This window comes from Rufibacter psychrotolerans (genome assembly GCF_016924645.1).
GTDB lineage: Bacteria > Bacteroidota > Bacteroidia > Cytophagales > Hymenobacteraceae > Nibribacter > Nibribacter psychrotolerans.
In genome coordinates this window covers 219,306-241,064 of sequence record NZ_JAFFJV010000009.1, presented here as the reverse complement: position 1 = coordinate 241,064, position 21,759 = coordinate 219,306, and the positions used below count along the sequence as shown (strand labels likewise).

The 21,759-nt window shown below is 59.1% G+C and carries 16 protein-coding genes; 10 read left to right on the top strand and 6 right to left on the bottom strand.

Going from position 1 to position 21,759, the window contains the following annotated elements:
• Window positions 1-47: 47 nt before the first annotated feature.
• The gene (locus JT718_RS10045; RefSeq protein ID WP_205502265.1) at window positions 48-1,445 is read right to left on the bottom strand and encodes an erythromycin esterase family protein; all 1,398 of its coding nucleotides are present in this window, start codon (window positions 1,443-1,445) and stop codon (window positions 48-50) included.
• Between the two features lie 72 nt (window positions 1,446-1,517).
• Complete coding sequence (locus JT718_RS10040) at window positions 1,518-2,486, bottom strand: SDR family oxidoreductase (protein WP_205502263.1); 969 nt, start codon at window positions 2,484-2,486, stop codon at window positions 1,518-1,520.
• Between the two features lie 382 nt (window positions 2,487-2,868).
• Here JT718_RS10040 and JT718_RS10035 point away from each other — a divergent pair, with 382 nt between their 5' ends.
• The 3 genes from JT718_RS10035 to JT718_RS10025 all read left to right on the top strand — a co-directional run bounded on the left by JT718_RS10035 (window position 2,869) and on the right by JT718_RS10025 (window position 8,169).
• A complete protein-coding gene (locus tag JT718_RS10035) occupies window positions 2,869-6,267 on the top strand; it encodes a DEAD/DEAH box helicase (protein ID WP_205502262.1) in 3,399 nt (1,132 codons plus the stop codon).
• Window positions 6,268-6,625: 358 nt separating this feature from the next.
• Window positions 6,626-7,510, top strand: a complete 885-nt coding sequence (locus tag JT718_RS10030) for a hypothetical protein (protein ID WP_205502260.1) — start codon at window positions 6,626-6,628, stop codon at window positions 7,508-7,510.
• The gene (locus JT718_RS10025; protein WP_205502258.1) at window positions 7,489-8,169 is read left to right on the top strand and encodes a hypothetical protein; all 681 of its coding nucleotides are present in this window, start codon (window positions 7,489-7,491) and stop codon (window positions 8,167-8,169) included. The genes JT718_RS10030 and JT718_RS10025 overlap by 22 nt, the downstream gene beginning before the upstream one ends.
• A 126-nt stretch (window positions 8,170-8,295) precedes the next feature.
• Here JT718_RS10025 and JT718_RS10020 read toward each other — a convergent pair whose 3' ends face one another.
• The 3 genes from JT718_RS10020 to JT718_RS10010 all read right to left on the bottom strand — a co-directional run bounded on the left by JT718_RS10020 (window position 8,296) and on the right by JT718_RS10010 (window position 11,131).
• A complete protein-coding gene (locus JT718_RS10020; protein ID WP_205502256.1) occupies window positions 8,296-9,159 on the bottom strand; it encodes a class I SAM-dependent methyltransferase in 864 nt (287 codons plus the stop codon).
• A 77-nt stretch (window positions 9,160-9,236) separates the two neighbouring features.
• Window positions 9,237-10,055 carry a helix-turn-helix domain-containing protein gene (locus JT718_RS10015; RefSeq protein WP_205502254.1) on the bottom strand — a complete coding sequence of 273 codons (819 nt, stop codon included), beginning with the start codon at window positions 10,053-10,055 and terminating at the stop codon, window positions 9,237-9,239.
• 242 nt (window positions 10,056-10,297) lie between these two features.
• Window positions 10,298-11,131: an alpha/beta fold hydrolase gene (locus JT718_RS10010; RefSeq protein ID WP_205502252.1), complete on the bottom strand. Its 834-nt coding sequence runs from the start codon at window positions 11,129-11,131 to the stop codon at window positions 10,298-10,300.
• A 212-nt stretch (window positions 11,132-11,343) separates the two neighbouring features.
• Here JT718_RS10010 and JT718_RS10005 point away from each other — a divergent pair, with 212 nt between their 5' ends.
• The 7 genes from JT718_RS10005 to JT718_RS09975 all read left to right on the top strand — a co-directional run bounded on the left by JT718_RS10005 (window position 11,344) and on the right by JT718_RS09975 (window position 19,228).
• Window positions 11,344-12,036: an alpha/beta hydrolase gene (locus JT718_RS10005; protein WP_205502251.1), complete on the top strand. Its 693-nt coding sequence runs from the start codon at window positions 11,344-11,346 to the stop codon at window positions 12,034-12,036.
• A gap of 234 nt (window positions 12,037-12,270) precedes the next feature.
• Window positions 12,271-12,525 carry a hypothetical protein gene (locus JT718_RS10000; protein WP_205502249.1) on the top strand — a complete coding sequence of 85 codons (255 nt, stop codon included), beginning with the start codon at window positions 12,271-12,273 and terminating at the stop codon, window positions 12,523-12,525.
• A 192-nt stretch (window positions 12,526-12,717) separates the two neighbouring features.
• Window positions 12,718-13,548, top strand: a complete 831-nt coding sequence (locus JT718_RS20655; protein ID WP_205502247.1) for a hypothetical protein — start codon at window positions 12,718-12,720, stop codon at window positions 13,546-13,548.
• Between the two features lie 866 nt (window positions 13,549-14,414).
• Window positions 14,415-16,010: a circularly permuted type 2 ATP-grasp protein gene (locus JT718_RS09990; protein WP_240337020.1), complete on the top strand. Its 1,596-nt coding sequence runs from the start codon at window positions 14,415-14,417 to the stop codon at window positions 16,008-16,010.
• A gap of 217 nt (window positions 16,011-16,227) precedes the next feature.
• Complete coding sequence (locus JT718_RS09985; protein WP_205502245.1) at window positions 16,228-17,178, top strand: alpha-E domain-containing protein; 951 nt, start codon at window positions 16,228-16,230, stop codon at window positions 17,176-17,178.
• 18 nt (window positions 17,179-17,196) lie between these two features.
• On the top strand, window positions 17,197-18,069 hold the full coding sequence (locus JT718_RS09980; protein WP_205502243.1) for a transglutaminase domain-containing protein: 873 nt from the start codon (window positions 17,197-17,199) through the stop codon (window positions 18,067-18,069).
• A gap of 88 nt (window positions 18,070-18,157) precedes the next feature.
• The gene (locus JT718_RS09975) at window positions 18,158-19,228 is read left to right on the top strand and encodes a zinc-binding metallopeptidase family protein (protein ID WP_205502241.1); all 1,071 of its coding nucleotides are present in this window, start codon (window positions 18,158-18,160) and stop codon (window positions 19,226-19,228) included.
• 367 nt (window positions 19,229-19,595) lie between these two features.
• On the opposite strand, the gene JT718_RS09970 is transcribed toward JT718_RS09975, so the two are convergent.
• Window positions 19,596-21,332, bottom strand: a complete 1,737-nt coding sequence (locus JT718_RS09970; protein ID WP_240337019.1) for a mechanosensitive ion channel family protein — start codon at window positions 21,330-21,332, stop codon at window positions 19,596-19,598.
• Window positions 21,333-21,759 lie beyond the last annotated feature (427 nt).

The following is a 21,759-nucleotide window of genomic DNA, read 5'->3' as shown; positions in this document are numbered from 1 at the left end:
TACTGCGCTGGCAAGTGCAGTGGTTGAATCGAAATGCTCCGCCCCGGTTACGTGCCCGAAGGGTAAAGGTCTGGCGGCTCGTTTCTTACGGTAATGGTCTGGATAGGATGCAGGGCACGGGTGCTGTCCAGGTACAGAAAGGCGTCATAGCGTTTGGGCATAATGGAAGGCACGTAGTTGCCCAGGTGCTCCAGTTTGGGGTTGTACACCACCCCAATGGCGCGGTGGCCCACCGGCCGGTTCAGCACCTTGTTCTCCCGCAGGTCTTTGGACAGGATGATCTTGTTGGTGGGGCTCAGCTGGTGCAGGATGGCCTCCCAACTGCCCGGGGTGGCGGGCGGCACCGGCATGGTTTGCAGGGGCGCGCCCCAACTGCTGGCGGCAATCACAGTGCCCCGGTGCGAGCCGAACCCCACAATGAACACGTTTTCCTCGCCGTACTCCTTGCGGGCCAGCTGGCCCACGTTCACCTCGCCCTGGCTGGCCATGTCGGTGTAGCGGGCGTCGCCCACGTGGGTGTTGTGCTCCCAGACAATGGCTTTGGCGTCGGGACCGTGGAAGTCCAGCAACCGCTTCAGGGTCTGGGCCATGTGGTGGTCCCGGATGTTCCAGGACTCGGTGTTGCTGGTGACGGCGGCCCGGTAGTAGCGCTCGCCGTTGAGGGCCACCAGAGCATTCTGCTCGGCCACAAACTGCTCCTCGGTTTTGGCGGCGCCGGTGGCCTCACTCCGTTTCTGCACTTCCCGCCAGAGGCGGCTGGTTTCGGCGCGGCAGTTGGCGCTGGCGTTGGCCACCGCCTGGGCGTACTGCATGGCATCGGCGCTAAACGGCTGAAAACACTGGTGCACCTGGCGGGCGGCTTTCACCAGGGCGGCATCGCCCTGCAGGTGCGGCATCAGCTCGGTCATCGACTCCCACAGGCAGTACACGTCCAGCCCGTAAAAGCCTACTTTCTGGGCGGCCGGCTTGTCCTGGTTGTAGGCGTTAAGCCAGGTTACCAGCGAGGCCACCTCGTAGTTGCCCCACATCCAGGTGGGCCAGCGGTTGTAATGTTCCAGCAGGGCCACGGCGGCAGCGCTGTCTTGCCGGGGGCCTTTGATGAACTGGTTCACGCGGTAAGAATCGGCCCATTCGCCCTCCACAGCCACAAACCTAAACCCTTTTTCCTGCATCAGGCGCCGGGTGATGGCGGCCCGCCAGGTGTAGTACTCGGCGGTGCCGTGCGAGGCCTCCCCCAACAGCACCACCCGGGCGTCGCCAATTTCTCGCAGCAGCACGTCCAGGTCCCGCTCATCGCGCAGCGGGTAGTTGGGGATGGTGAGCGTCACGGCCTTGCCGGCTTTCTGGTCCCCGTCCTGCCCCGGCGCCTGCCGGCAGGCTACCGCCAACAGCACCAGAAGCCCCGCCAGCCAGTGGTACGCACGTGGTTTTCTTTGCTTGGTCATACTACACATTGCTTTCTGCTTTTGCCCTGTTTTCCTGAAAAAGGCCCCGAAACAAATCTCCCCAGGGCTGGCCTATTTCCTGGTCAGGAGGGCCGCTGAGGCCAGGGTAACGCCCGCCAGCAGCACCCCGGCGAGCGAAAGGCCTGCCCGTTTCTTGCCCTTTTTGCCCGAATCCTGCGGCAACCAGCCGCCGTTTACCTTGTTCCAGTTGGTGATGGGCGCGTACAGGTTGCCCTGGTACGGACCCGAAGGTTTCTTCCGGAAGTGCTGCTGCGCGATCATCTTCTGCTGGAACTTGTCAAACCACCTGGCCGGGAGCACCCAGCGCTGCAGGCGCATCATGCGCGACATGTTGCCCACCGTCACCTCCTCTTTGGGCTCTTTGGTCAGGCGGACAATGGCCTCGGCCACCCGGTGGGCCTGAATGATGGGCTTTGGGGGCTTTACGCGCCGCCCCATGTAGTTGCCGGCGTGGTGGAAAATGGGCGTGTCAATCACCGCCGGCAGCACGCAGCACACGTGAATGGCTTCTTCATCGGCCAGTTCCTGCGCCAGGCTGATGCTCAGGCCGCGTATCCCAAATTTGCTGACGGTGTACGGAATGGAGAACGGCTGCCCCACCAGCGCCACCATGGACGAGACGTTGACGAGGGTGCCCCGCCCCTGGCCCTTGAACTGCCGGATGGCCGCGCGGGCCCCGTAAATGTACCCCAGCAGGTTAATGTCCAGGAGCTGGCGGATGTCCTGGGTGGGGATTTCCTCAAAGTGGCCGAACAAGCCCACCGCGGCGTTGTTCACCCACACCTCAAACCCGCCAAAGGCTTCCCGGGCCCGCTGCGCCAGGGCGTTGACGTCTTCTTCCCGGGCTACATCGGTGGGTACGGCCAAGGCCCGCACGCCCAGCTGCTCGCACTGCGTTACCACCTGCTCCAGTCCGGCCGCAAACCGGGCGGCCAACACCACGTCCCAACCCTTGCGGGCGAACTCCAGGGCGGTGGCCCGCCCAATTCCGCTGGATGCCCCTGTGATTACTGCTACCATACTTATCCTGCTCCACGTAGATGCACTGCTATGGGTACGCCCCGGCTCTTGATTGGTTAAGCGGCCCCACTGGAATTAAGTATTTGCCACACGGCTTTACGCATTTCTCGCAACCCATAGGGAACCCACCCATTCCCTGGCCAGGGAGAGGCCAGGTGGTGAGATGCGGCGTTCAACCACGGACAGGTTTTCTCCCTACCTCAACGGTCCCCTGCCTGGCGGCGTTTTGGCCCTGTTTTCCCAGAAAAAGGCCTAAAACGCAAGGCTCTGCTATGACCGTAAGGCGGGCCCAGACGCACCTTCTCCGGGCAGGGCACCGGGCCTGGGGTAACGGCTTCTTCCCTAATTCTGCCTACCTTCGGGTTCTCAACCCCTAGGCGATATGGCAGACAAGGAGCAAACCAGGCCCACCACCGCGGCGCACCCCAACCATTACTTTTTACCGGGAGTCTGGGTGCCCACGCTCAGCTACGCCCTCCTGGCCCGCCACTCCTCCGCCGAGGCCCTGGCCGGAGGTCCCGCCGGGGTTGACCTGCAACCCCAGCAGATAGAACTCAACACCGCCACCCTCTCGGGCACCTCGCCGTTTGGGCGCTTCCCAACGGTGGCGGTGGTGCAGCAGGAAGCGGGGCTGCTGGTTTCCTGCAGCTGCCCGCTGCCCAAACGGGCCCTGTGCCCCCACCAGGCCCAGGTACTGCAGTTGCTGCAGAGCCGCCAGGACCTGCGCGTGTTCTTTGACGCGCCGCTCCGGCGGGAAAAGATCAAGCCCATTGCCGCCCAGTACGGCCTGGCCGAAGAAGAAAACCTGGACCAGTACTTTGCCCTGGAGTACGCCCACCGAACCCTGCACATAAAGCCCCGGTTACCCGAGTTGCTGCCCCTCACCCCTGAGACGCAGGCGTTTCTGAAGGAAAAACTGGTGCCGGAGGAGCCCAAGCTTCCAGTCCAGACCCTTCCATCGGCGCAGCCCCACCATGACACCCGGCGCATCCTGGTCTTGGGCGAGCACAAGTACTACAAGCACCTGCACGTAGAGTTGCTGGAGGCGGCGGTGGCCCAGACGGGCAAGATCAAGAACCCGCTCAGGCAACTGAACCCGCTGGATTTTGTCTGGCAAACCAACAACCCCCAGGAGCTGAAGTTCTACACCGGCCTCTCGCGATTCCAGAACAACTACAACGCCGAGGTTACCCCTACCGACCTGGAGGCCCTCAAGGCCCTGGTGCTGAACCCGCTAGGCCTTCCGATTTACGCCCAGAAACCCGAAAGTCAGGGCAAACTGACGGCCAGCGCGCTGGAGCCGGTGGAGGTGAGCCTCGCCCCGCTGGATCTGGAATTGGAGGTGGAGGCCCGGGAGAATTTCTACTACATCACGCCGCGGGTACTGATTCAGGGGCAGCCGTTCGCCCTCAAGCAACTGCCGCTCCGGCTGGGGCATTTTCTGGAGGCCGAGCGCCGCCTGTACCTGCTCCACAGCCCCGACCTGCGGCGGGTGGTGGAGTTCTTCCAAAAGCGGGGCCACCGGCTGCTCATCCATGCCTCTAAGTTTGACGAGTTCAGGGAAACCATTCTGGCCAACCTGGAGACGCGCCTTAAAATTTCCTACGCTTTCCTGAAACCCGCCACGCCGCAGCAGCTGACCGAACAGGGTTTTGACCTGGACCTGGAGCGGCTGCTGTACCTGTCAGAATCGCAGGATTTTATCTTGTTCACGCCCGTGATGCGGTACGGGCACGTGGAGGTCCCCGTGTTCACGCAGAAGCAGATCTACGCCAAAGACGCGCTGGGCCAGAGCTTTACGGTAGTGCGCGACCGCGAGGCCGAACACAAATTCACCTCGGCGGTGCTGCGCGAACACGCGCTGTTCAGGGATCAGCTGCACCTGGACTCGTTCTACCTGCACAAAAGCCGTTTCCTGCTGGACGATTGGTTTCTGGAGGCCTTTGAGAGCTGGCGGGGGCAGGGCATCACGCTGCTGGGCTTCAAGGAACTGCAGAGCCTGAAACTGAATCCGCACAAAGCCAAGATTTCTATTCTGGTCACCAGCGGCATCAACTGGTTTGACACGTCTGTAGACGTGCAATTCGGGCAGCAGAAGGCGGGGCTCAAGGCGCTGCACAAAGCCCTTCGCAACAAGCAGCGGTTCGTGCAGCTGGACGACGGCAGCCAGGGCATTCTTCCGCAGGAGTGGCTGGAGCGGCTGCAACGCTACTTCAGCGCGGGCGAGGTGGCGGGCGAACGCCTGCGCACGCCCAAGATGAACTTCCCCCTTATTGAGGAACTCTACGAGGAAGAGGTGCTGAGCCAGGAGGTACGCGGCGAACTGGCGCTCTACCGCCAGAAACTCACCCACTTTGAAGCCATTGAGGAAGTACCCGTGCCCGAAGGTTTGCGGGCCTTGCTACGGCCGTACCAGCGGCAGGGCCTCAATTGGCTGAACTTCCTGGACCAATTCAACTTCGGGGGGTGTCTGGCAGATGACATGGGGCTGGGCAAGACGGTGCAGGTGCTGGCGTTTCTGCTGGGGCAACGCGGCAAGGTAGACCGCAACACCAACCTGGTGGTGGTGCCTACTTCGCTGCTGTTCAACTGGCAGGCGGAGGTGGCCAAATTCGCGCCGAGCTTGAACGTGCTCACTCTCTACGGGAACGGGCGGGTGCAGCACCTGCCGCAACTGGACGGCTATGAACTGGTGCTCACCACCTACGGCACGCTGCTCTCAGACATTGCCCTGCTCAAGAACTACCGCTTCAACTACGCGGTGCTGGACGAGAGCCAGAACATCAAGAATCCGCAGAGCCAGCGGTACCGCGCAGTGCGGCTCTTGCAGGCGCGCAACCGACTGGTGCTCACGGGCACGCCGCTGGAAAACAACACCTATGACCTGTACGGGCAGCTGAGTTTCGCGTGCCCGGGGCTGCTGGGCAACCAGCGCTATTTCAGAGATATTTACGCCAAGCCCATTGACCAGTTCAAAGACTTTAGAAGGGCCAAAGAACTGCAGCGCAAAATCAGTCCGTTCCTGCTCAGGCGCACCAAAGAGCAGGTAGCGCAGGAGCTTCCGCCAAAGACCGAGATGGTGCTGTACTGCGAGATGGGTACGGCGCAGCGCGAACTCTACGCGGCGCATGAGCGCGAAATCAGGGAGTTTATCTCGGCCCAGGCCGAAGAGGAGATACAGAAGCACCCCATGCACGTGCTGCGCGGCCTCACCCGCCTGCGGCAAATCTGCAACTCCCCCGCCCTGCTGCCCGATGATGCGGGCATAGGAGAACCCTCGGCCAAACTGGAGGTGCTGCTGGAGCAGATTGAAAGCAAGGCGCCGCACCACAAGATTCTGGTGTTCAGCCAGTTTGTCTCTATGCTGCAGCTTATTGAAGAGGCGCTCAAAGCGCGCGGTATTGACTACGCCTTGCTCACCGGCCAGACCAAAGACCGGCAGGGCGCGGTGGCGCGGTTCCAGGAGCAGGAAAACGTGCGGGTGTTCCTCATCAGCCTCAAGGCGGGCGGAACGGGCCTCAACCTCACCCGCGCCGACTATGTGTACCTGGTGGACCCGTGGTGGAACCCCGCCGTGGAAAACCAGGCCATTGACCGCACCTACCGCATCGGCCAGGACAAGCACGTGGTGGCCGTTCGGCTCATCTGCCCCAACACCGTGGAAGAAAAGATGCAGAAACTACAGGCCAGCAAAAAGGAACTGGTAGACGATCTGGTCAAGACCGATGGCGGTATGCTGAAGGCCATGAGCAAGCAGGAGTTGCTGGCGTTGTTGGGGTAAGGCGTTTTAGGGCTGATTTAGAGAAAACTACCCTAAAACGCCTTACCTCTGCGTAGTATGTGACCCTTTTATGGCCCCTACTATGGCGCGGACTTACTTCCAAGCCTTGCTTTATCAGGTAAACACCAAGGTTACAACCGCGCTTTAGTGGGTCCTTGTACCTTTTGTAAGGTTCAAACTTAAAACCCATTCCATTTTGCTTCTGGCTTAATTGCCTTCACTCACTATTTCAGAACAAACAGATCTATATACCATTGCTCATCTTTCAGGTGAGAGGAATATAGTTAAAGCACTGTGGAATTTCCCTGAATCTGGCATCATGAGTTGGAAAGCATTCTTCCACCTTAACACCTCCACCATGAAACCAAGAAAAAGAATGTACGCCAGCTTGCCGGTTATAATGGCTACCTGCACCGTTTTAGTCGTGCTGCTTCCCATCTTTTTAATCACGCCTTTCACGTATGCCCAACAAAGCCAGGCCCAGGAGGAGCAGGATTCCGAATTTAAAACTCACCCAAATGGTCTGATCTACAGCACAACAACCATCTCGCAACTCAAAGGCATTGTAGATTCCCTGAGCCTGAAATTCAAGGTCTGTGAACTGCACAAAGACTATAGAGCCTTACCACAGACTAAGGGTCACTATGTGCGGCTGGAAAAAGGCAATATCTCAGCCGCGGTAAGGGATTTAAAGCAGAATATTTCCTTTGAGGAATTTATAAAGAAGTATGCCCATGCCACTTGTGTGAAGGACCTGCTGGTGGCAAAAACCCAAACCGAAAGCTACGATGGAAAGGAAACAGTAGAGTTCTTTAGTTTGCCCCTGAACGGGAAGGGAGACTTTACTCTTGAGGTAGAAGCCACCACCACAGCGTACGAGCAGCCTTTGAAAGGGAAATGGATTTTCGAGTATTGGGATAAAACCTCCTATTCAGATGAAAAGCTTGAGGCTTTCTACTTCCCAGAGGAATTCAAGGCACCTTCCCTCCCCATAAAGTATGCCCGCATGGTACAGTATGCAGACTGCATGATTGACACCACTGCACAGATTTACCTGGAATCTGACTGGGGCAGAGCCAGTAGACCAGAAAAAACTCCGGCTGCTTTGGACCGCTTCATGAACTATGTACATCAGGCAACCAATATGCCTGTGTATGATGAAAAAACGAATCTTATTATGAAGACTACTACCATTGGTATCATGTCACCAGAAAGAACAGAGTGCAGAACGATCTGTCAATAAGAAAGGAATTTACGTCTCTGTTAGCAGAAGCTTTACCCGTTGCTTTGCAGGAAGGCGGCTATGACGAAGAATTTGAAGAATATGTTGGCCAATACATTTCTAAAAAGGCAGAGCTGGAATTGAAAAGAAAACGCCGGGTAGTAGGCAGTTGCAGCCAGGACACTGCTCCCAGGGAACACGCCGTGGCCATTGCCCAGCTCTCGGCGGAAACAGTGAATTGGGAGACTTTCCTGCGCGCCCACCTAGACATTATGAACGACAGATTTGACCGCGCTTCTGATGGAAGTTATGCCTGGGCTGGCAGAAAAACCTACATCCGGGAACTGGAAGTATTAGATATCAACGTGCCAGACCTACTCATAGGCATTAGCCTTCGCCTTGAAAACTCCGGCGAAAACCACTATTACGGCAACATAGGCAGGTTAGGCCGCGCCTTATCAGAATCGCAGCATGCCACAACAATCGAGAGCCAACTCCTGACCATGATCAAAGACAAACAACTGGATGATTACAACAGAATTCTACTCTATTACCTGTTCCTGAACTACAACCACCATCTAGCGGATAAAAACCATAAGAGAACAAACGTTAAGCGCTTGAATGAGGCTGTGCAACATCTACCAACTCACCTGGCAGCCAGAGCTCTAGTGAAAGAGTAAACACTTGTCATCCCCTTACTCCCTTCATAGGAGGACGACATGCGTGCTGCTTCCTTACTAACTCAGATAGAATTCTATAAGCTCCTGCTTCAACCATTGAAGCTTAACAGAGAACACTCACTGCCCTTACCGGCACCGCAACCGCCAGGTGGCCTGAATTTGTCCGCCGGTGCGGAGGGCCTGCAATTGGGGCTCAGTGGCTACCGCCAGCAGGTTAGGTACTGCACTGAGTGTGTCATAGGCCGGGGCCGCTACTTTGTCCACCACCAGGCCGTTGGCGTAAAAGAACTGCTCCGCTTCCTCAAAGCTGGTGAACAACTGGTCTGGGACGCCTTCCTGCCGGAAGAACGCCTCCCAGGCGTTGGCCTGTTGGGTACCGCGCTGCACAAAGGCGTGTTGCAGGTAAATGTCTGAGGTAATCCAGCAGCCGCCGCGCGCCTGGAGCACCGCCCTGATGGTCTGGCACAGCTGCTCCCGCTCTAAGCGGCTCAGGTACACTAGCAGGCCTTCAGTCACTATCGCCAGCGGCCCCGGGGCAAACCGGTCTACGGTAGCCAGAAACTGCGCCCGGTCCATCACGTCCAGCGCCTGCAGTTCCAGGCGGCTGCCTGCCGGAAACTGCAGGTGCAGGTCTTCGCACAGCTGCGCCTTTTTCTCAATGAGGTCCGGCAAATCGGTATCAATGCAGTGCCGCACGTGCCCCTGCTGCACCAGCGCCTGCCCCCTGAACGAGAACCCCGACGACAGCTCCAGCAACTGGTGCAGCCCGCTTTCCAGAATCAACTGCTGAACCGTGGCGTAGCGGTGCTCAAAATGCACCACGCTGGCCCAGGCGCCAAAGTGGGTGCGGTCAAAAGAATCCTCCAGTTCCTGGAGCGTAAAAAGCAGCCGGGCCGCCTCCCGGGCGTAGGGCAATTGGGTCTGGGCCTTGAGCAGCAGCAGGGCCGCCGCCGAAGGGCTGATGGTGGTGTAATCTCTGTTCTGGTTCATGGGGTTCAACAATGAAAGACCCAAAACTAGCGGAACTACCGGCCGAAGTATTGTAAAAAGTGGACATGCCCAGTACGCTACTCCAACTGGTTGAACAGCGCCCCGAAGGCATTGTCTTTCTGCGCATACTGCTGCGGCGTGTGCCCCGTGAAGGCCTTGAACTCCCTGATGAAGTGCGCCTGGTCATAAAACGCCTCGCTCCCTACTACCGGAGGCACCCGCGGGCCCTGCGCCGGCAAGGAGAGCAAATGCTTGAACCGGACAATGCGCGCAAACTGCTTTGGCGCTAGCCCCACCATCTCCTGAAACAGCCGGTTTAGGTGCCGCTGCGAGTACCCGGTTCGCTGCGCCAGCGCGTGGATGGGCAACTGCCCCCGGTCTCTGAGGAGTGCCCCAACCGCATAGCGGGCCATCTCCTCCAAAGGCCGGCCTGGCCGAAGTTGCTCCAACAGGAACTCCTGCAGCTTTTGCGCCATCAAGGCCGGTTCCCCCAGCGTGAGCAGCTGGTCGGCCAAGCGGGGGGCGGCAGCGCCCCACAGCTCCTCTCCGGATACCAGTCTATTGGTGGTTTCCTGCAGCGGGAACGGGAAAAACCGGTAGGCGGCAAACGGTTGAAAGCTTAGCCCCACCGTGAGCACCTCGCCGCCGCCGTCCAGCAGCACCGGTCCGGTTTGGTGCCCAATCAGGCTCAGGCTGGCCTGGCGGGTCTGGAATAAATCACGGCCCTGCACCAGGGTGCTGTAGGTACCCTTCACCGTAAACGTGAGGGTCAAATGCCCCGACGGCACCACCGTCTTGATATCGGTGAGGGCCACGTCATACCGGCTCTCAAACGCCCACACCTTCCGCAGGTAAGGCTGCAGCGCCACTAGAATGGGGTACTCCTGAAACTTCATGCGTAGGATTGGTGTAACTGCCTTGCTTTTCTGCCGCGCAAAGTAATCAATTCGCAAACTTCCCAGAAATAGCCCCATGCGAGTTTTCCAACACCAGCGTTGGCGGAACCGCTTTCCTACAAAGACGCACCCACAGTAGCGCGTACGCGGGAGCGTCCACGCAATCCTGAGCCTTTCTGCCCACCAGAATGTGGGCTGTTTTCAGGAAAACGGCCCCAAAACAGCCAGCGGCCTACGCCTGGTTACACGCCGTAATGCGCCTTCAGCACCTGCACAAATTCTTTCTGGTTGTGCGACCACGGAATGTGCCCGCTTTCGGGGATAAACCGCACGTGGGCCGTGGGATAGCGCTGCAGCACGTAGTTCTTGCTCTCGCCAAAGATGTCCTGGTCGCCGTAGGTAATGGTGACGTCAAACCCGGGCTGGGGCACATCGGGGAGCAGCGGGGCCGCCAGAATGGCTTTTACCGTCTGGTTGATGGGCGTGGCCTTGATGCAGTCTATCGCGAACGACTCGGGGTGCGCCTCCCTGAAGCCCCGGCTAAAGTTATCCAGCACCTGCCGGAAGAAGTTCCGGTACCCGGCATCGCGGCCCAGCAACCCCAGCGCGGCGTTCAGGTTCATGGAGATCCACTCAAAGTTGCTGCACTTGGCTTTGTTGTAGCGGCTTATCTCCAGCATGGTGTCTTTCCACTGCCGCCCGGTACCAGAGGCGGGGCTGCAGAGAAAGAGGCTCAGCAGCCGGTTGGGGAAGTGCTGGGCGTACAGCTGCGCGTACAGGCCGCCCCAGGAGTGCCCGAACAGGTGAAACTTCTCCACCTTAAAGTACGCCGCAATGCGGTTGATGTCTGACAAGTAGCTCTCCAGGGAGTACTCCTGCGCGGCGTTAGGCGATTTAAGGGTGCCCCGCTGGTGAAAGGTGATCACCTGGTACTTGCGGGAAAGAAAATCGGTGAGAAACGTCAGCCCGTCGGGCACGCCCGGTCCGCCGTGCAGCAGAATCACGGTTTCTTTGCCGGTGTTGGGCCGGGCAATGGTGAACAGTTTGGTATCCTGGTTTTCAATGAGCACCTTCATCTGTCTGGTGTAGGGTTAGGGGACTCCTGACAACGGCGTCGGGGTACCTGTTACATACGCATCTGCCCGTACAGGTTGGGCGCTCCCGCGCAGATATTGCCGCAAAATCTTGCCTGCTCCCGCTCCTCCCGGCAAAGAGAGCCCGCCCCGTGCATAACCAATGGTCTTTTTGCCGTATGCATCATTTTGTCACAAGCAAAAGTCCAGGCAGCATGGCTCTTAGAAGAAGCATCTACAGCACGGGGCGCCTGACCGTAGGCCACAGCACGCCCGCCACCCACCAGGAAGCACCAACCGGCCTGCAGCCGCTGGGCCTTGACCCGCACAAAGACGGGCTGCTGTACGTTCCCAAGGGCTACTCGCCGGCTACCCCGGCGGCGCTGGCCGTGATGCTGCACGGCTCGGGCGGCGACCCAGCCCAGGGCATGAGCCTCCTGCAGCGCTACGCCGACCACCACAACCTGGTGCTCCTGGCCCCTGCCTCGCGCAAATACAGCTGGGATATTATTGCCAGCAACCAGTTCGGCCCCGATGTGATTTACCTGGACCAGGCCCTTGCCCAGGTATTTGAGCGGTACAGGGTAAACCCGGAGCGCCTGGCCATTGGCGGGTTCTCAGACGGGGCCTCCTACGCCCTGTGCCTGGGCCTCACCAACGGCGACCTGTTCACGCACGTGATCGCGTTCTCGCCCGGCTTTGCCTACGCCATGGAAACCCACGGCACCCCCAAGGTCTTTCTCTCGCACGGCACCCAGGACCGGGTGCTGCCCATTGACTCCTGCAGCCGCCGAATCATGCGGGACTTCCAGGACAAGGGCCGGGAAGCCACCTACCTGGAGTTTGAGGGCGAGCACGAGATCCCCGCCACCGTCTCGCAACAGGCCATTGCCTGGTTCCTGAAATAAAATTATTCCATTTTAAGGCAGGTCTCCCTAACGGGCCAGCAAGGAAATAACCCGGCCGGCTTGTTCCGTAAAAGCCTTGTACTTACCTTTATCAACTTCAGGGGTACGTTCGCCAACTGGGCTGTTTCTGCCATGATCTTCACTTTTTAATCCAAAAACATTTTACAGTTTAAGAGGTTTAACCAATTTAATGAACAATTGGTAGAAGCTTATGGGCTGTAAAAGGGTCAGGGCATGGACATGATGGACAAAATAGTACACGAGGTGTACAGCCTGGTGAAATGCAAGGAGATGCCAGAGGATTTTCCGGTAGAATCTTCCAGGGTAAGCAAGCGGCTCGACCTGGGGCAGGAGGCCATGCTGCCGCATTATTTCCGCCTCTCGGAGGAAGGCCTCCTGAAAATCAGCACCCTGCACCAGCCTCCGCTGCTGTACCTGACCAGAGCCGGTCTGGCCCGGGCCAAGCGGTTGGCCAGCACCCACCGCTAAGGCGCGCCCCCTTCTTCCTGAGCCACCCCTCCATCGCCGTGCCCAGGAGGCGCCCCACCCATTTGCCCTGGTTTTATCGGTAACGGCATGGCACGCCGCGCCCGAAACTGAACCACCCTGGCCCAGAGTAAACCGGAACCAGGTACTCCCGTTAAAAAGAGCAGACTGATTGTTCACCTAAACGGAAGTACCATGGAAAGACATGACCAGGATCGCTACGGCAACGGCGATTACCGCAACCCAAACCCCTATGGGCACCACCAACACCAGTACCACCCCCACCAGCAGGACTGGCCCGGCCGTGAGATGAGCCGCGATTACCAGCACCTGCACCAGTACCACCCCCATGCGCCCGGCCAGCACCACCAATCCCAGAACCACGGCTACCACCAGCCGCACGATGCTGACCGTCCCTACCGCCGGGACCAGGAGGGCCGGCACCCGTACCAGCACCACCACAGCCGCAACCAGGACCAGTTTGGGGATACCTACCAGGATAATTTCCGGCGGGACCCTACCCTGCCCCGGGGCAACGAAGACGAGGACCTGATGGGGAACATCCGGCAGGGCTACGGCATCTCCAGTTATGACGGCACCTCAGACCGGTTCAACACCCTCAACAGCGAACACCGCTACGGCGCCCACCAGGACGAACAAGCGTATTACAGCGGCGACCGCGACGGCTACCAGAGTACGCAGTTTGGCAGCGGCTTAGGCGATTCTGGCTTGCACTCAGACCGGGGCATTCCCAACTACGGCATCCGGTCTTACCCAGACCGCTACGGCTCGGGGCTGGGCAGTTCTTACGGCGGCACCAACTACGGCGCGGGCCGGGGCTACGTGGGCGGGCACCAGGGCGGCACCTGGGGCGACAACTCCTACGGCTCCACCTCGGGCAACCTGGGCGGCTACGGCCCCATGGGAGGCAGCAGTTACGGCGGCGGCCGGGGCAGCTACGGCGACACCTCTTCTTCACAGAACTCCAGCCGCGGCGATTCTGAACTGGGCGGCTTTACCCGCTAGGCGCTTGTTGCCTGGCCTCCCGCGTTAGTTTTGCCAACAGGGTTTTCTCCTGCACCGCGCAGCCCTGCCTACGCACCAGGCGGGGCTGCGCTGTTTTTAGTCTTTTTAAAGCTGTTTCAAAGTTCAATACCGCTGCCGCGAGTGACCGCTGGTACCAACGTTTTAAGGCTACTTTTACCAAAACAGGCTAAAAACCCGCGAAAGGCTCTTTCTGCAAGCAGGCACCCAGCCGCCGCATACGCCAGTGGGGTGCCTGTTTTCCTTTTAGGGCTGCGGCCCAGAGCTTCTGAGGAAAAGCTCTGGGCCGCATCTCCTGTTTTAAGGATGTTTCCAGGGAAAGAGGGATAAAACAGGTAGTAAAACGCTAGCAGCGGAAAAGCCGGAACCTGTCACCCTACGGAGTACTTCACCCCGACCAAGCAAGCAGGCGATGGTACTTCTGGAAGAAACCAGCGTGCACTTCTGGGTTGGGCCTCCAGAAACACCCGGAAGAAACCCAGCCGCCGGGGAAATTGCCATGAAGCCCCCTGCGGAAAATACGGTAAATACACAGGCATGTACTGAATTTAGGCCCCTCTCGGCCCCCAGACCCGCTGCAAGCATAACTTTTCCCCACCCCTTTTGCGTAGTTGCACTTCAGGAAGCTCCCGATCACCAGGATCCAGCTCTCCGGCGTACAGATTTCGCCTGCCGCTCTTTGCTTTATTTCTTGGGTAAAACGCAGAAAATACCCCAAAAACAAAGAAGCCGCGGAGTAGGACATCCGTAGAAAACCGGAGCAACCCCTTGAGTATCAAGGATCAACTATTTGCATTTTAAGAAGTACACCGCTTCAACAACAGTAGATACCATATAGCAATGAACCTATGAATATGACCATGCGCCAGGGGATGTCTAGTGGTGTGTTTGGTAATTATCAGACCCCTCCGCAGTTTCTGGATGAAGTGTTCGGCCAAGCCGGCACCGTGAATCCACAGTATCAATCAATATTCAACCAATTCTCAAAGTTCTCCAAGGAAGACTTCCGGAAGCTCAACGAGCACGCCAAGGCCTCGTTCTTCAACCAGGGCATCACGTTCTCGGTGTACACCGACAAGGCCAAGGGCGTGGAGCGCATTTTCCCGTTTGACCTGTTCCCGCGCATCATCCAGGCCGCCGAGTGGGCCCAGCTGGAGAAGGGCATTGTGCAGCGCTGCGTGGCGCTCAACCTGTTCATCCAGGACATTTACACCAACAAGCACATCTTGCGCGACAAGGTGGTGCCCGCCGACCTGATCTTCTCCTCCAAAAACTACGTCAAAGCCATGCTGGACATTAAACCGGCGGGCGGCATCTACAACCACATCTCGGGCACCGACCTGATCAAGCACAGCGACGGCAAGTACTACGTGCTGGAAGACAACATCCGGTGCCCCTCGGGCATCAGCTACGTACTCACCAACCGCGTGGCCATGAAGCGCGCCCTGCTGGAGACGTTCCGCAAGTTCAAGGTAAGCACGGTGCAGGAGTATCCGCAGGAACTGCTGGCCACCATGCAGTCGGTGGCGCCGGCCGGCGTAGACGCGCCCACCTGCGTGGTGCTCACCCCGGGCGTGTACAACTCGGCTTACTTTGAGCACGCCTACCTGTCGCTCACCATGGGCGTTCCGCTGGTAGAGGGCCGCGACCTGTACGTGGAGAAGAACTTCGTGTACATGAAGACCATTAACGGGCCCAAACGGGTAGACGTGGTGTACCGCCGCGTAGACGATGCCTTTATTGACCCGCTGGCGTTCAACCCAGACTCGGTGCTGGGCGTGCCCGGCCTCATGGCCGCCTACCGTGAGGGCAACGTGACCCTGGTGAACGCGCCGGGGACCGGCTTCGCCGATGACAAGGCCGTGTACACCTACGTGCCCGACATTATCAAATACTACCTGGGCGAAGAGCCCATCCTCCACAACGTGCTCACCTACCGCTGCGAGAAGGACGATGACTTCCAGTACGTGCTGGAGCATATGGACCAACTGGTGGTGAAACCCGTGGATGAGAGCGGCGGGTACGGCATTCTCATTGGCAACAAAGCCACCAAAGAGCAGATCAGTGAGTTTAAGCAGCTCATTACCCAGAACCGCCGCAAGTACATTGCCCAGCCTATCATGGACCTGTCTATGCACGCCACGTTCATTGAGGGCGAAGACCGCTTTGAGCCGCGCCACGTAGACCTGCGCACTTTTGCCTTGCTGGGCAAAGACCGGCAGTTTGTGCTGCGCGGGGGCTTGTCCAGGGTGGCGCTCAAGAAGGGCAGCCTCATTGTGAACTCCTCGCAGGGCGGCGGGTCTAAAGACACCTGGGTCATGCGCGACGACCAGCCCAGCGACACCATGGCGCAGGACCAGAGCGCCGGCACCCAGACCCTGCAGCTGAACGGCCAGACCCTGCACATGGGCCCCACCGGTATGACCATGGGCAAGATGGAATAGCCGGGGCGCGGTTTTGTGGATGGCCACCCCGGCGGCCAGGCGGCCGCGGGGTGGTTTTCACCCGTTTGGGGAGGCATCCACTTAAATCCCGCTGACCTGATCCCTTGGAAGGGAACCCTTCCGGTAATTTCAAGTAAGTAACAGACGTAAACCTTTATACCCGCTGCCTGGTGCTGGCGCTCAGGACGTAGAACGCCAGCCCCGGGCCAAGAAATCTATGCTATCAAGAATAGGAAACAGCTTGTTTTGGATGGGCCGCTACCTGGAAAGGGCCGAGCACATTGCCCGCTACACCCGGGTGCAGTACGTGGCCTCGGTCGACTCTCCGCTGGTGCAGCGCAATGACCTGGTGCTGGCGTCTATCCTGCAGATGTCGGGCAACACGCAGGGCTTTCTGGGCACCCAGCAGCCCCTGGAAGAAAATGAGGTCATCCGGTACACCACCATCTCAGAAGACAACCCCGCCTCCATCCTGGGCTATATTGACAAAGTGCGCGAGAACGCGCGGGGCGTGCGCGACAGCATCTCCATTGAGCTGTGGGAGGCCATCAACTCTTTTTACCACAAGATAAACGCGTACGCCGCGGCCGGTTTCCAGGCCGAGGAGATTGAGTACTTTGCCCGCCGCATTGAGGAAAACAGCTACATCATAAAAGGGTACGTAGAGAACACGCTGCTGCGCAACGAGGTGTGGCTGCTGCTCTCGCTGGGCATGCACCTGGAGCGGGCCGTGCAGATCATCAACATCTTGCTGGCCAAACTCCACGACAAGCAGAAGCTGCAGGCCACCCAGCAGGGCAATGCCTTTGAGAACTATCTCTGGACCTCTACCCTGCTCAGCGCCGAGTCGTTTGACATGTACATGCGGTGCCAGCGCACCGCGCCCAACAAGCACCACGTGCTCAACTTCCTGCTCTTTGACCCGTCGTTCCCCAAGTCGGTGGCGTTTAGTCTGGGGTCTGCGCGGCAGTGCATTGAGGGCATTTTCCTGCAGGAAGAGAACAAGAAAGGCTCCATTCACTTCAAGGCCAGCAGGCTGGCCTGCCACATTCAGTACACCACCGTGGAAGAGATAGAAGACGCCCCCGAGGAGTTCCTGCACAAGACCCTGGGCGAGATCTACGAGCTGGCCAACGTACTCAACACCAAGTATCTCAGTTACAATTAGGGGCGGGAGTTTTCAGGCATGACCACAGAATACGAAATCAACTACTTCACCCACAACACCTATGACGAGCCCGTGCACGAAGCTTTTTTCTCGTTCCTGATTTCGCCTTGCCAGGACGAGACACAGCGGGTGAAGCAGGTCACGTTCCGGCACTCGCTCAATACTGAGGAGTTCTGGCACAAGAACCCGTTCGGGTTTGAGGTTACCAGCCTGTACTCGGCCCAACCCTTCACCGAGTTCAGCTTTGAGATGACGGCCCGGGTGGAGAAAAGCCAGCCTTTTGTGCCGTTCCGGCCGCCCCTTTCGGTGGAGGAAGAGCAGGCGCAGCTGGCTGCCTATGACTTCTTCATTGACCACCACCTGTACCTGGGCACCGGGCATTACACCCTCATTGAAGACCAGTTTAAAGACCGCCTGCTGTTCAGGAAAGAAGACCAGAAGGTGTACGACTACCTCACCCAGCTCAACGGCTTTATTCACCAGATGCTGGAGTTTGACCCTGAGCCCACGCACGTGCACACCACCGTGAGCGAGGTGATCCAGTTGGGCCGGGGCGTTTGCCAGGACTACACCCACTTGTTCATCGGCATTGCCCGGCTCAACAAGATTCCCTGCCGCTACGTGTCGGGGTACCTGAACCAAGGCCACAACCTGACCGGCACGGCCGTGATGCACGCCTGGGCCGAGGCCTACGTGCCCGGCATGGGCTGGCAAGGCTTTGACCCCACCAACAACCTGCTGGCCAACCTTCACCACGTGAAGGCCGCCCACGGCGCCGACTACAGCGACTGCAGTCCGCTCAAGGGCGTCCTGAAAACCACCGGCGGGCACAAAACGGCGTATGGCGTAAAGATACAACCCGCCGACCTGGCCCAATCGGCGCAGCAATGACAGGTTTAGAACTGTTTCAGACTATACCCGCTGCCTGCCCGGCGCCTTGCGCCCGAGGTACAACTACTCTTAGCTTACCCTTACCAACATGAAAACCTACCACTGCGCCTGCGGCAATAAACTATTCTTTGAGAACTCCCAGTGCCTTTCGTGCCAGCGGGAGGTGGGCTGGTGCCCGGTCTGCAAGGGCATCCACGCCATGGAGCCAGACGGGCAGGGCGGTTACCGCTGCCTGAACTCCAGTTGTCAGGCTCACGTGGTGAAGTGCTACAACTACGCCACGCACCACGTCTGCAACCGCATGGTAGAATCCTCGGGACAGGCGCGGTCAGGTCAAACTCTGTGCGACTACTGTCAACTCACCGAGACCATCCCGGACTTGTCGGTGGAGGGCAATCCGGCCAAGTGGTACAAACTGGAGGTGGCCAAACGGCGCCTGCTCTACCTGCTGGATGAAATAGGCCTTCCCTACGGTTCCCGGCAGGAGCAGTTTGAGCTGCCGCTGTCGTTTGACTTCAAGGAAGACGTGCCGCCCACCACCCTGGGCTGGCTGCAGATTGGCCCGGGCGAGAAAGTGTACACCGGCCACGCCGATGGCAAGATCACCATCAACGTGCAGGAGGCCGACTCTGTGGAGCGCGAGAAGCTGCGCGTGCAGATGAACGAGGCCCACCGCACGCTCATCGGGCATTTCCGGCATGAGATTGGGCACTACTACTGGCAGTTGCTGGTGCAGGGCAAAGACGAGGCCGCCTACAAGGCCCTCTTCGGCGACCATGAAAACCCCACCTACAGCGCTGCCATGCAGCAGTACTACGCCAACGGGCCCAAGGCCAACTGGCGGGCCAGCTACATCAGCGCGTACGCCACCATGCACCCCTGGGAAGACTTTGCCGAAACCTGGGGCACCTACCTGGACATGGTCTCGGTGCTGGACACCGCCGACAACGCCGAGCTGCTGGAACTCCCCGAAGACGATCTGGTAGACAACCAGTTTGACACCATGCTGCTCCGCTACGCCGACCTGAGCCTGAAAGTTAACGAAGTAAACCGCTCCCTGGGCCTGCCTGACCTGCTCCCCGAAACCTTCTCGCCCCCCGTGGTGGAGAAGCTCAGGTACATCCATAATCTGGTCGCCCGCAACCGGAAACGGGGCTAACCCCAGTACTGCCCCAAAAACCAACACCCCAAAAGAAGGCTGCCCCGCGCCGCCTTTTTTGGGGTGTTTTCTGTAAAACAGGGCCAAAACCTTTCTAGCCCAAAGCCTCCGTTCACCAGTTTGGTCAATGCCCGGGCTCTGCCCCTGTACGCGCGCTATTTCCTGCCAGTAGAAAAAGGTGAGCCTGGCGCAGGTCCTGTCGGGTACTCCTGTTTTGGAACCAGTTTTCAGAAAACAGCCCCTAAACAGAAGTTCGCAGTGCTAAAACGCACCCGCGCACGCTTGCGCCCGGGGCTCACACCTGAACAACTGCCCTGTACCTCGTTTCGGGTATGTTCTATCAAAAACAGCCTCTAAACGCTTACGCTCAGCTTTGTTCGGGCGGGTACGGGATGGTGCCTCGCAAGCTCTGGATGCGTTCGGGGCTGAATCTGGGGAGGGGCAGGTCATCGGCCGCGCGCCACTTTTTCACCTGCTCCTCGGCCGTCTGGGTTCTTTCCTCAGATCTTCCCTGGTCGCGGCCCAGAAACAGGGTTTGCGACGGATAGGCGAAGCCCGTGCCGCTGGCCTCTATCACGTCCATCATGCGCAGCAGCAGGTCTTCCTGAATCTCCAGGAACTCGTTAAAATCTGAGGTCATCACGTAGGAGAACACCTCCAGGTTTAGGGATGAAGTGCCTATGCCCACAAAGCGCACCCTGGCCGACTCGGGGTCAATCTTGGGGTGGGCGTACAGGATAGACCGGAGCTCCACCAGCAGGTAGCGGATCTGGTCGGGGCTGGTGTCATAGCGCACCCCAAACGTGGGGTGAAACCAGATGCGGTCGCGGTGGGCGAAGTTCTCAATGCGCTGCGAGGAGAAGTCGCCGTTGGGGATGGTGACCACGGTGCGGTCGTTGGTTCTAATGCGGGTGGAGCGCATGCCAATGGCTTCCACGGTGCCCGAGGTATCGCCCACTTTGCAGTAGTCGCCCACCCTGATGGGCTGGTCGGCAATGAGGGTCACGCTGCCCACAAAGTTCTCCACGGTTTTCTGCGCGCCCAAGGCCAGCGCGATACCGCCTATACCCAGCGCGGCCAAGCCGGTGGTAATGTCAAAGCCCAGCGCCCCCAGAAACCCGATCACCCCGAAGGCAATCACCGCAATCTTGGCGCCGCGCCGCAGGAACAAGACCGCCGAGAGTCCCGCCATGTTGCCCCGGCGCGTGAGGCGCCGCTCAATGAAATGGGTCATCACGTCAATGAGGCGCCACAGGAGCAGCAAGGCCGCCACCATGCCCACAATGACGGTGAGCTGGCTGAAGCGCTGCCGCACAATAATGGAAATGCCCGCCCACTGGTTGGAGACCACAAAGATCCAGACGGCCAGGTACAGCTGAATGGGCAGCGTAAAGGCCCTGATGAGGTTGGCCGTGTGCTCTTCCCGGGCCCGGGGCCAGGTGGTGCGCAGCAGGAACACCACCAGCCTGATCAGGCACCAGGCCAGCGCATAGGCAAACACGGCAATCAGGAGCACCGCCAGCCAGTGGCCAATGGGCACGCCCTCCCACTTTTTCTCCACCACAATATCGGGCATCACGCGGTCGGCGATGGGTTTGGAGGCCTGCTCAATCACGGGCGGAATGCGCTGCACCGTCTGCGAGGAAAACAGCCAGATGGGGCCGCCCTCGGGGCTTTCGGTTTTCTCCAGGATCAGGTCAATGGATTCGCCGTTGATGGTGGCCGTGCCCACCCGCTCCAGGTTGGGGCCCAGGTTATCGTCTTCCTGCCCCCCGTAGGTGTCGCTGAGCAAGGCATAGGGGAAGATCTCGCCACCCTGGTCCAGCAGGCGCTGCAGGGCGTGGGCCAGCGTGGCTCCCTGCTGGTCCTGCTGCAGGGTAGAGTCCAGGTTGAGGTACAGGGCGGCTTTGTCATAATTCTCCTCCGAGATGGCCCTGATGAACCCCTGCACCGTGCCACGGGGCGAACGTCGGCCCAGCGAATCCTCGGGCCAGTCGGGGGCCACCTCCACGGCGGCGGCAGAGTCTGGGGCGGTTTCCTGCGCCCGGGCGGAGGTGGCACCAAGCCCGGTAAGCAGCAGCCAGAGCAAGAGCAGCCCGCCCAACGCTCCAGGTTTCGTTTTGAAGTGGTATATGGAAAAAGGCAATAGAAACAGCATGGGTGGCAGATAGGATAAAATAAGAACCGAAGGGCTTCTCCCCGTGCGCGGAGCCAGCCTGCTCTGAAAACGCAGGCCTCTGTCCCGGGGATCAGCGCCTCTCTCAAAATTAAAGGTAAACGAACCCTGCCCCGCCGGGTTTCAATCCTTTGCTGCTACAGTGAAAACCTACCCCTGCCTTTTCGGCCGCAGGAGGAAAGGACTGGTGCCCAAACCTGCAGCTTCAGCCCTGGCTGTTTTTGCCGGAATCCAGTGAACAGGGGCCTAACAGTAGCCTTCGTTTCCGGCCCCGGGTTCCCTTCCGGGCGTTTATCTGGTGCGGCGGCATTGGAACTCTTGCCCCACGGATTATGCCTGCTGACGTTGCCGGGAG

What these genes read in the sequence shown, in the direction of transcription:
- JT718_RS10040 (WP_205502263.1), bottom strand. Translation starts at nt 2,486, where the DNA reads ATGGTAGCAGTAATCACAGGGGCATCCAGCGGAATTGGGCGGGCCACC.
- JT718_RS10020 (WP_205502256.1), bottom strand. Translation starts at nt 9,159, where the DNA reads ATGAACCAGAACAGAGATTACACCACCATCAGCCCTTCGGCGGCGGCC.
- JT718_RS20655 (WP_205502247.1), top strand. Translation starts at nt 12,718, where the DNA reads ATGGAAAGACATGACCAGGATCGCTACGGCAACGGCGATTACCGCAAC.
- JT718_RS10045 (WP_205502265.1), bottom strand. Translation starts at nt 1,445, where the DNA reads ATGACCAAGCAAAGAAAACCACGTGCGTACCACTGGCTGGCGGGGCTT.
- JT718_RS10030 (WP_205502260.1), top strand. Translation starts at nt 6,626, where the DNA reads ATGAAACCAAGAAAAAGAATGTACGCCAGCTTGCCGGTTATAATGGCT.
- JT718_RS09975 (WP_205502241.1), top strand. Translation starts at nt 18,158, where the DNA reads ATGAAAACCTACCACTGCGCCTGCGGCAATAAACTATTCTTTGAGAAC.
- JT718_RS10010 (WP_205502252.1), bottom strand. Translation starts at nt 11,131, where the DNA reads ATGAAGGTGCTCATTGAAAACCAGGATACCAAACTGTTCACCATTGCC.
- JT718_RS10005 (WP_205502251.1), top strand. Translation starts at nt 11,344, where the DNA reads ATGGCTCTTAGAAGAAGCATCTACAGCACGGGGCGCCTGACCGTAGGC.
- JT718_RS09985 (WP_205502245.1), top strand. Translation starts at nt 16,228, where the DNA reads ATGCTATCAAGAATAGGAAACAGCTTGTTTTGGATGGGCCGCTACCTG.
- JT718_RS09990 (WP_240337020.1), top strand. Translation starts at nt 14,415, where the DNA reads ATGAATATGACCATGCGCCAGGGGATGTCTAGTGGTGTGTTTGGTAAT.
- JT718_RS10015 (WP_205502254.1), bottom strand. Translation starts at nt 10,055, where the DNA reads ATGAAGTTTCAGGAGTACCCCATTCTAGTGGCGCTGCAGCCTTACCTG.
- JT718_RS09980 (WP_205502243.1), top strand. Translation starts at nt 17,197, where the DNA reads ATGACCACAGAATACGAAATCAACTACTTCACCCACAACACCTATGAC.
- JT718_RS10000 (WP_205502249.1), top strand. Translation starts at nt 12,271, where the DNA reads ATGGACATGATGGACAAAATAGTACACGAGGTGTACAGCCTGGTGAAA.
- JT718_RS10035 (WP_205502262.1), top strand. Translation starts at nt 2,869, where the DNA reads ATGGCAGACAAGGAGCAAACCAGGCCCACCACCGCGGCGCACCCCAAC.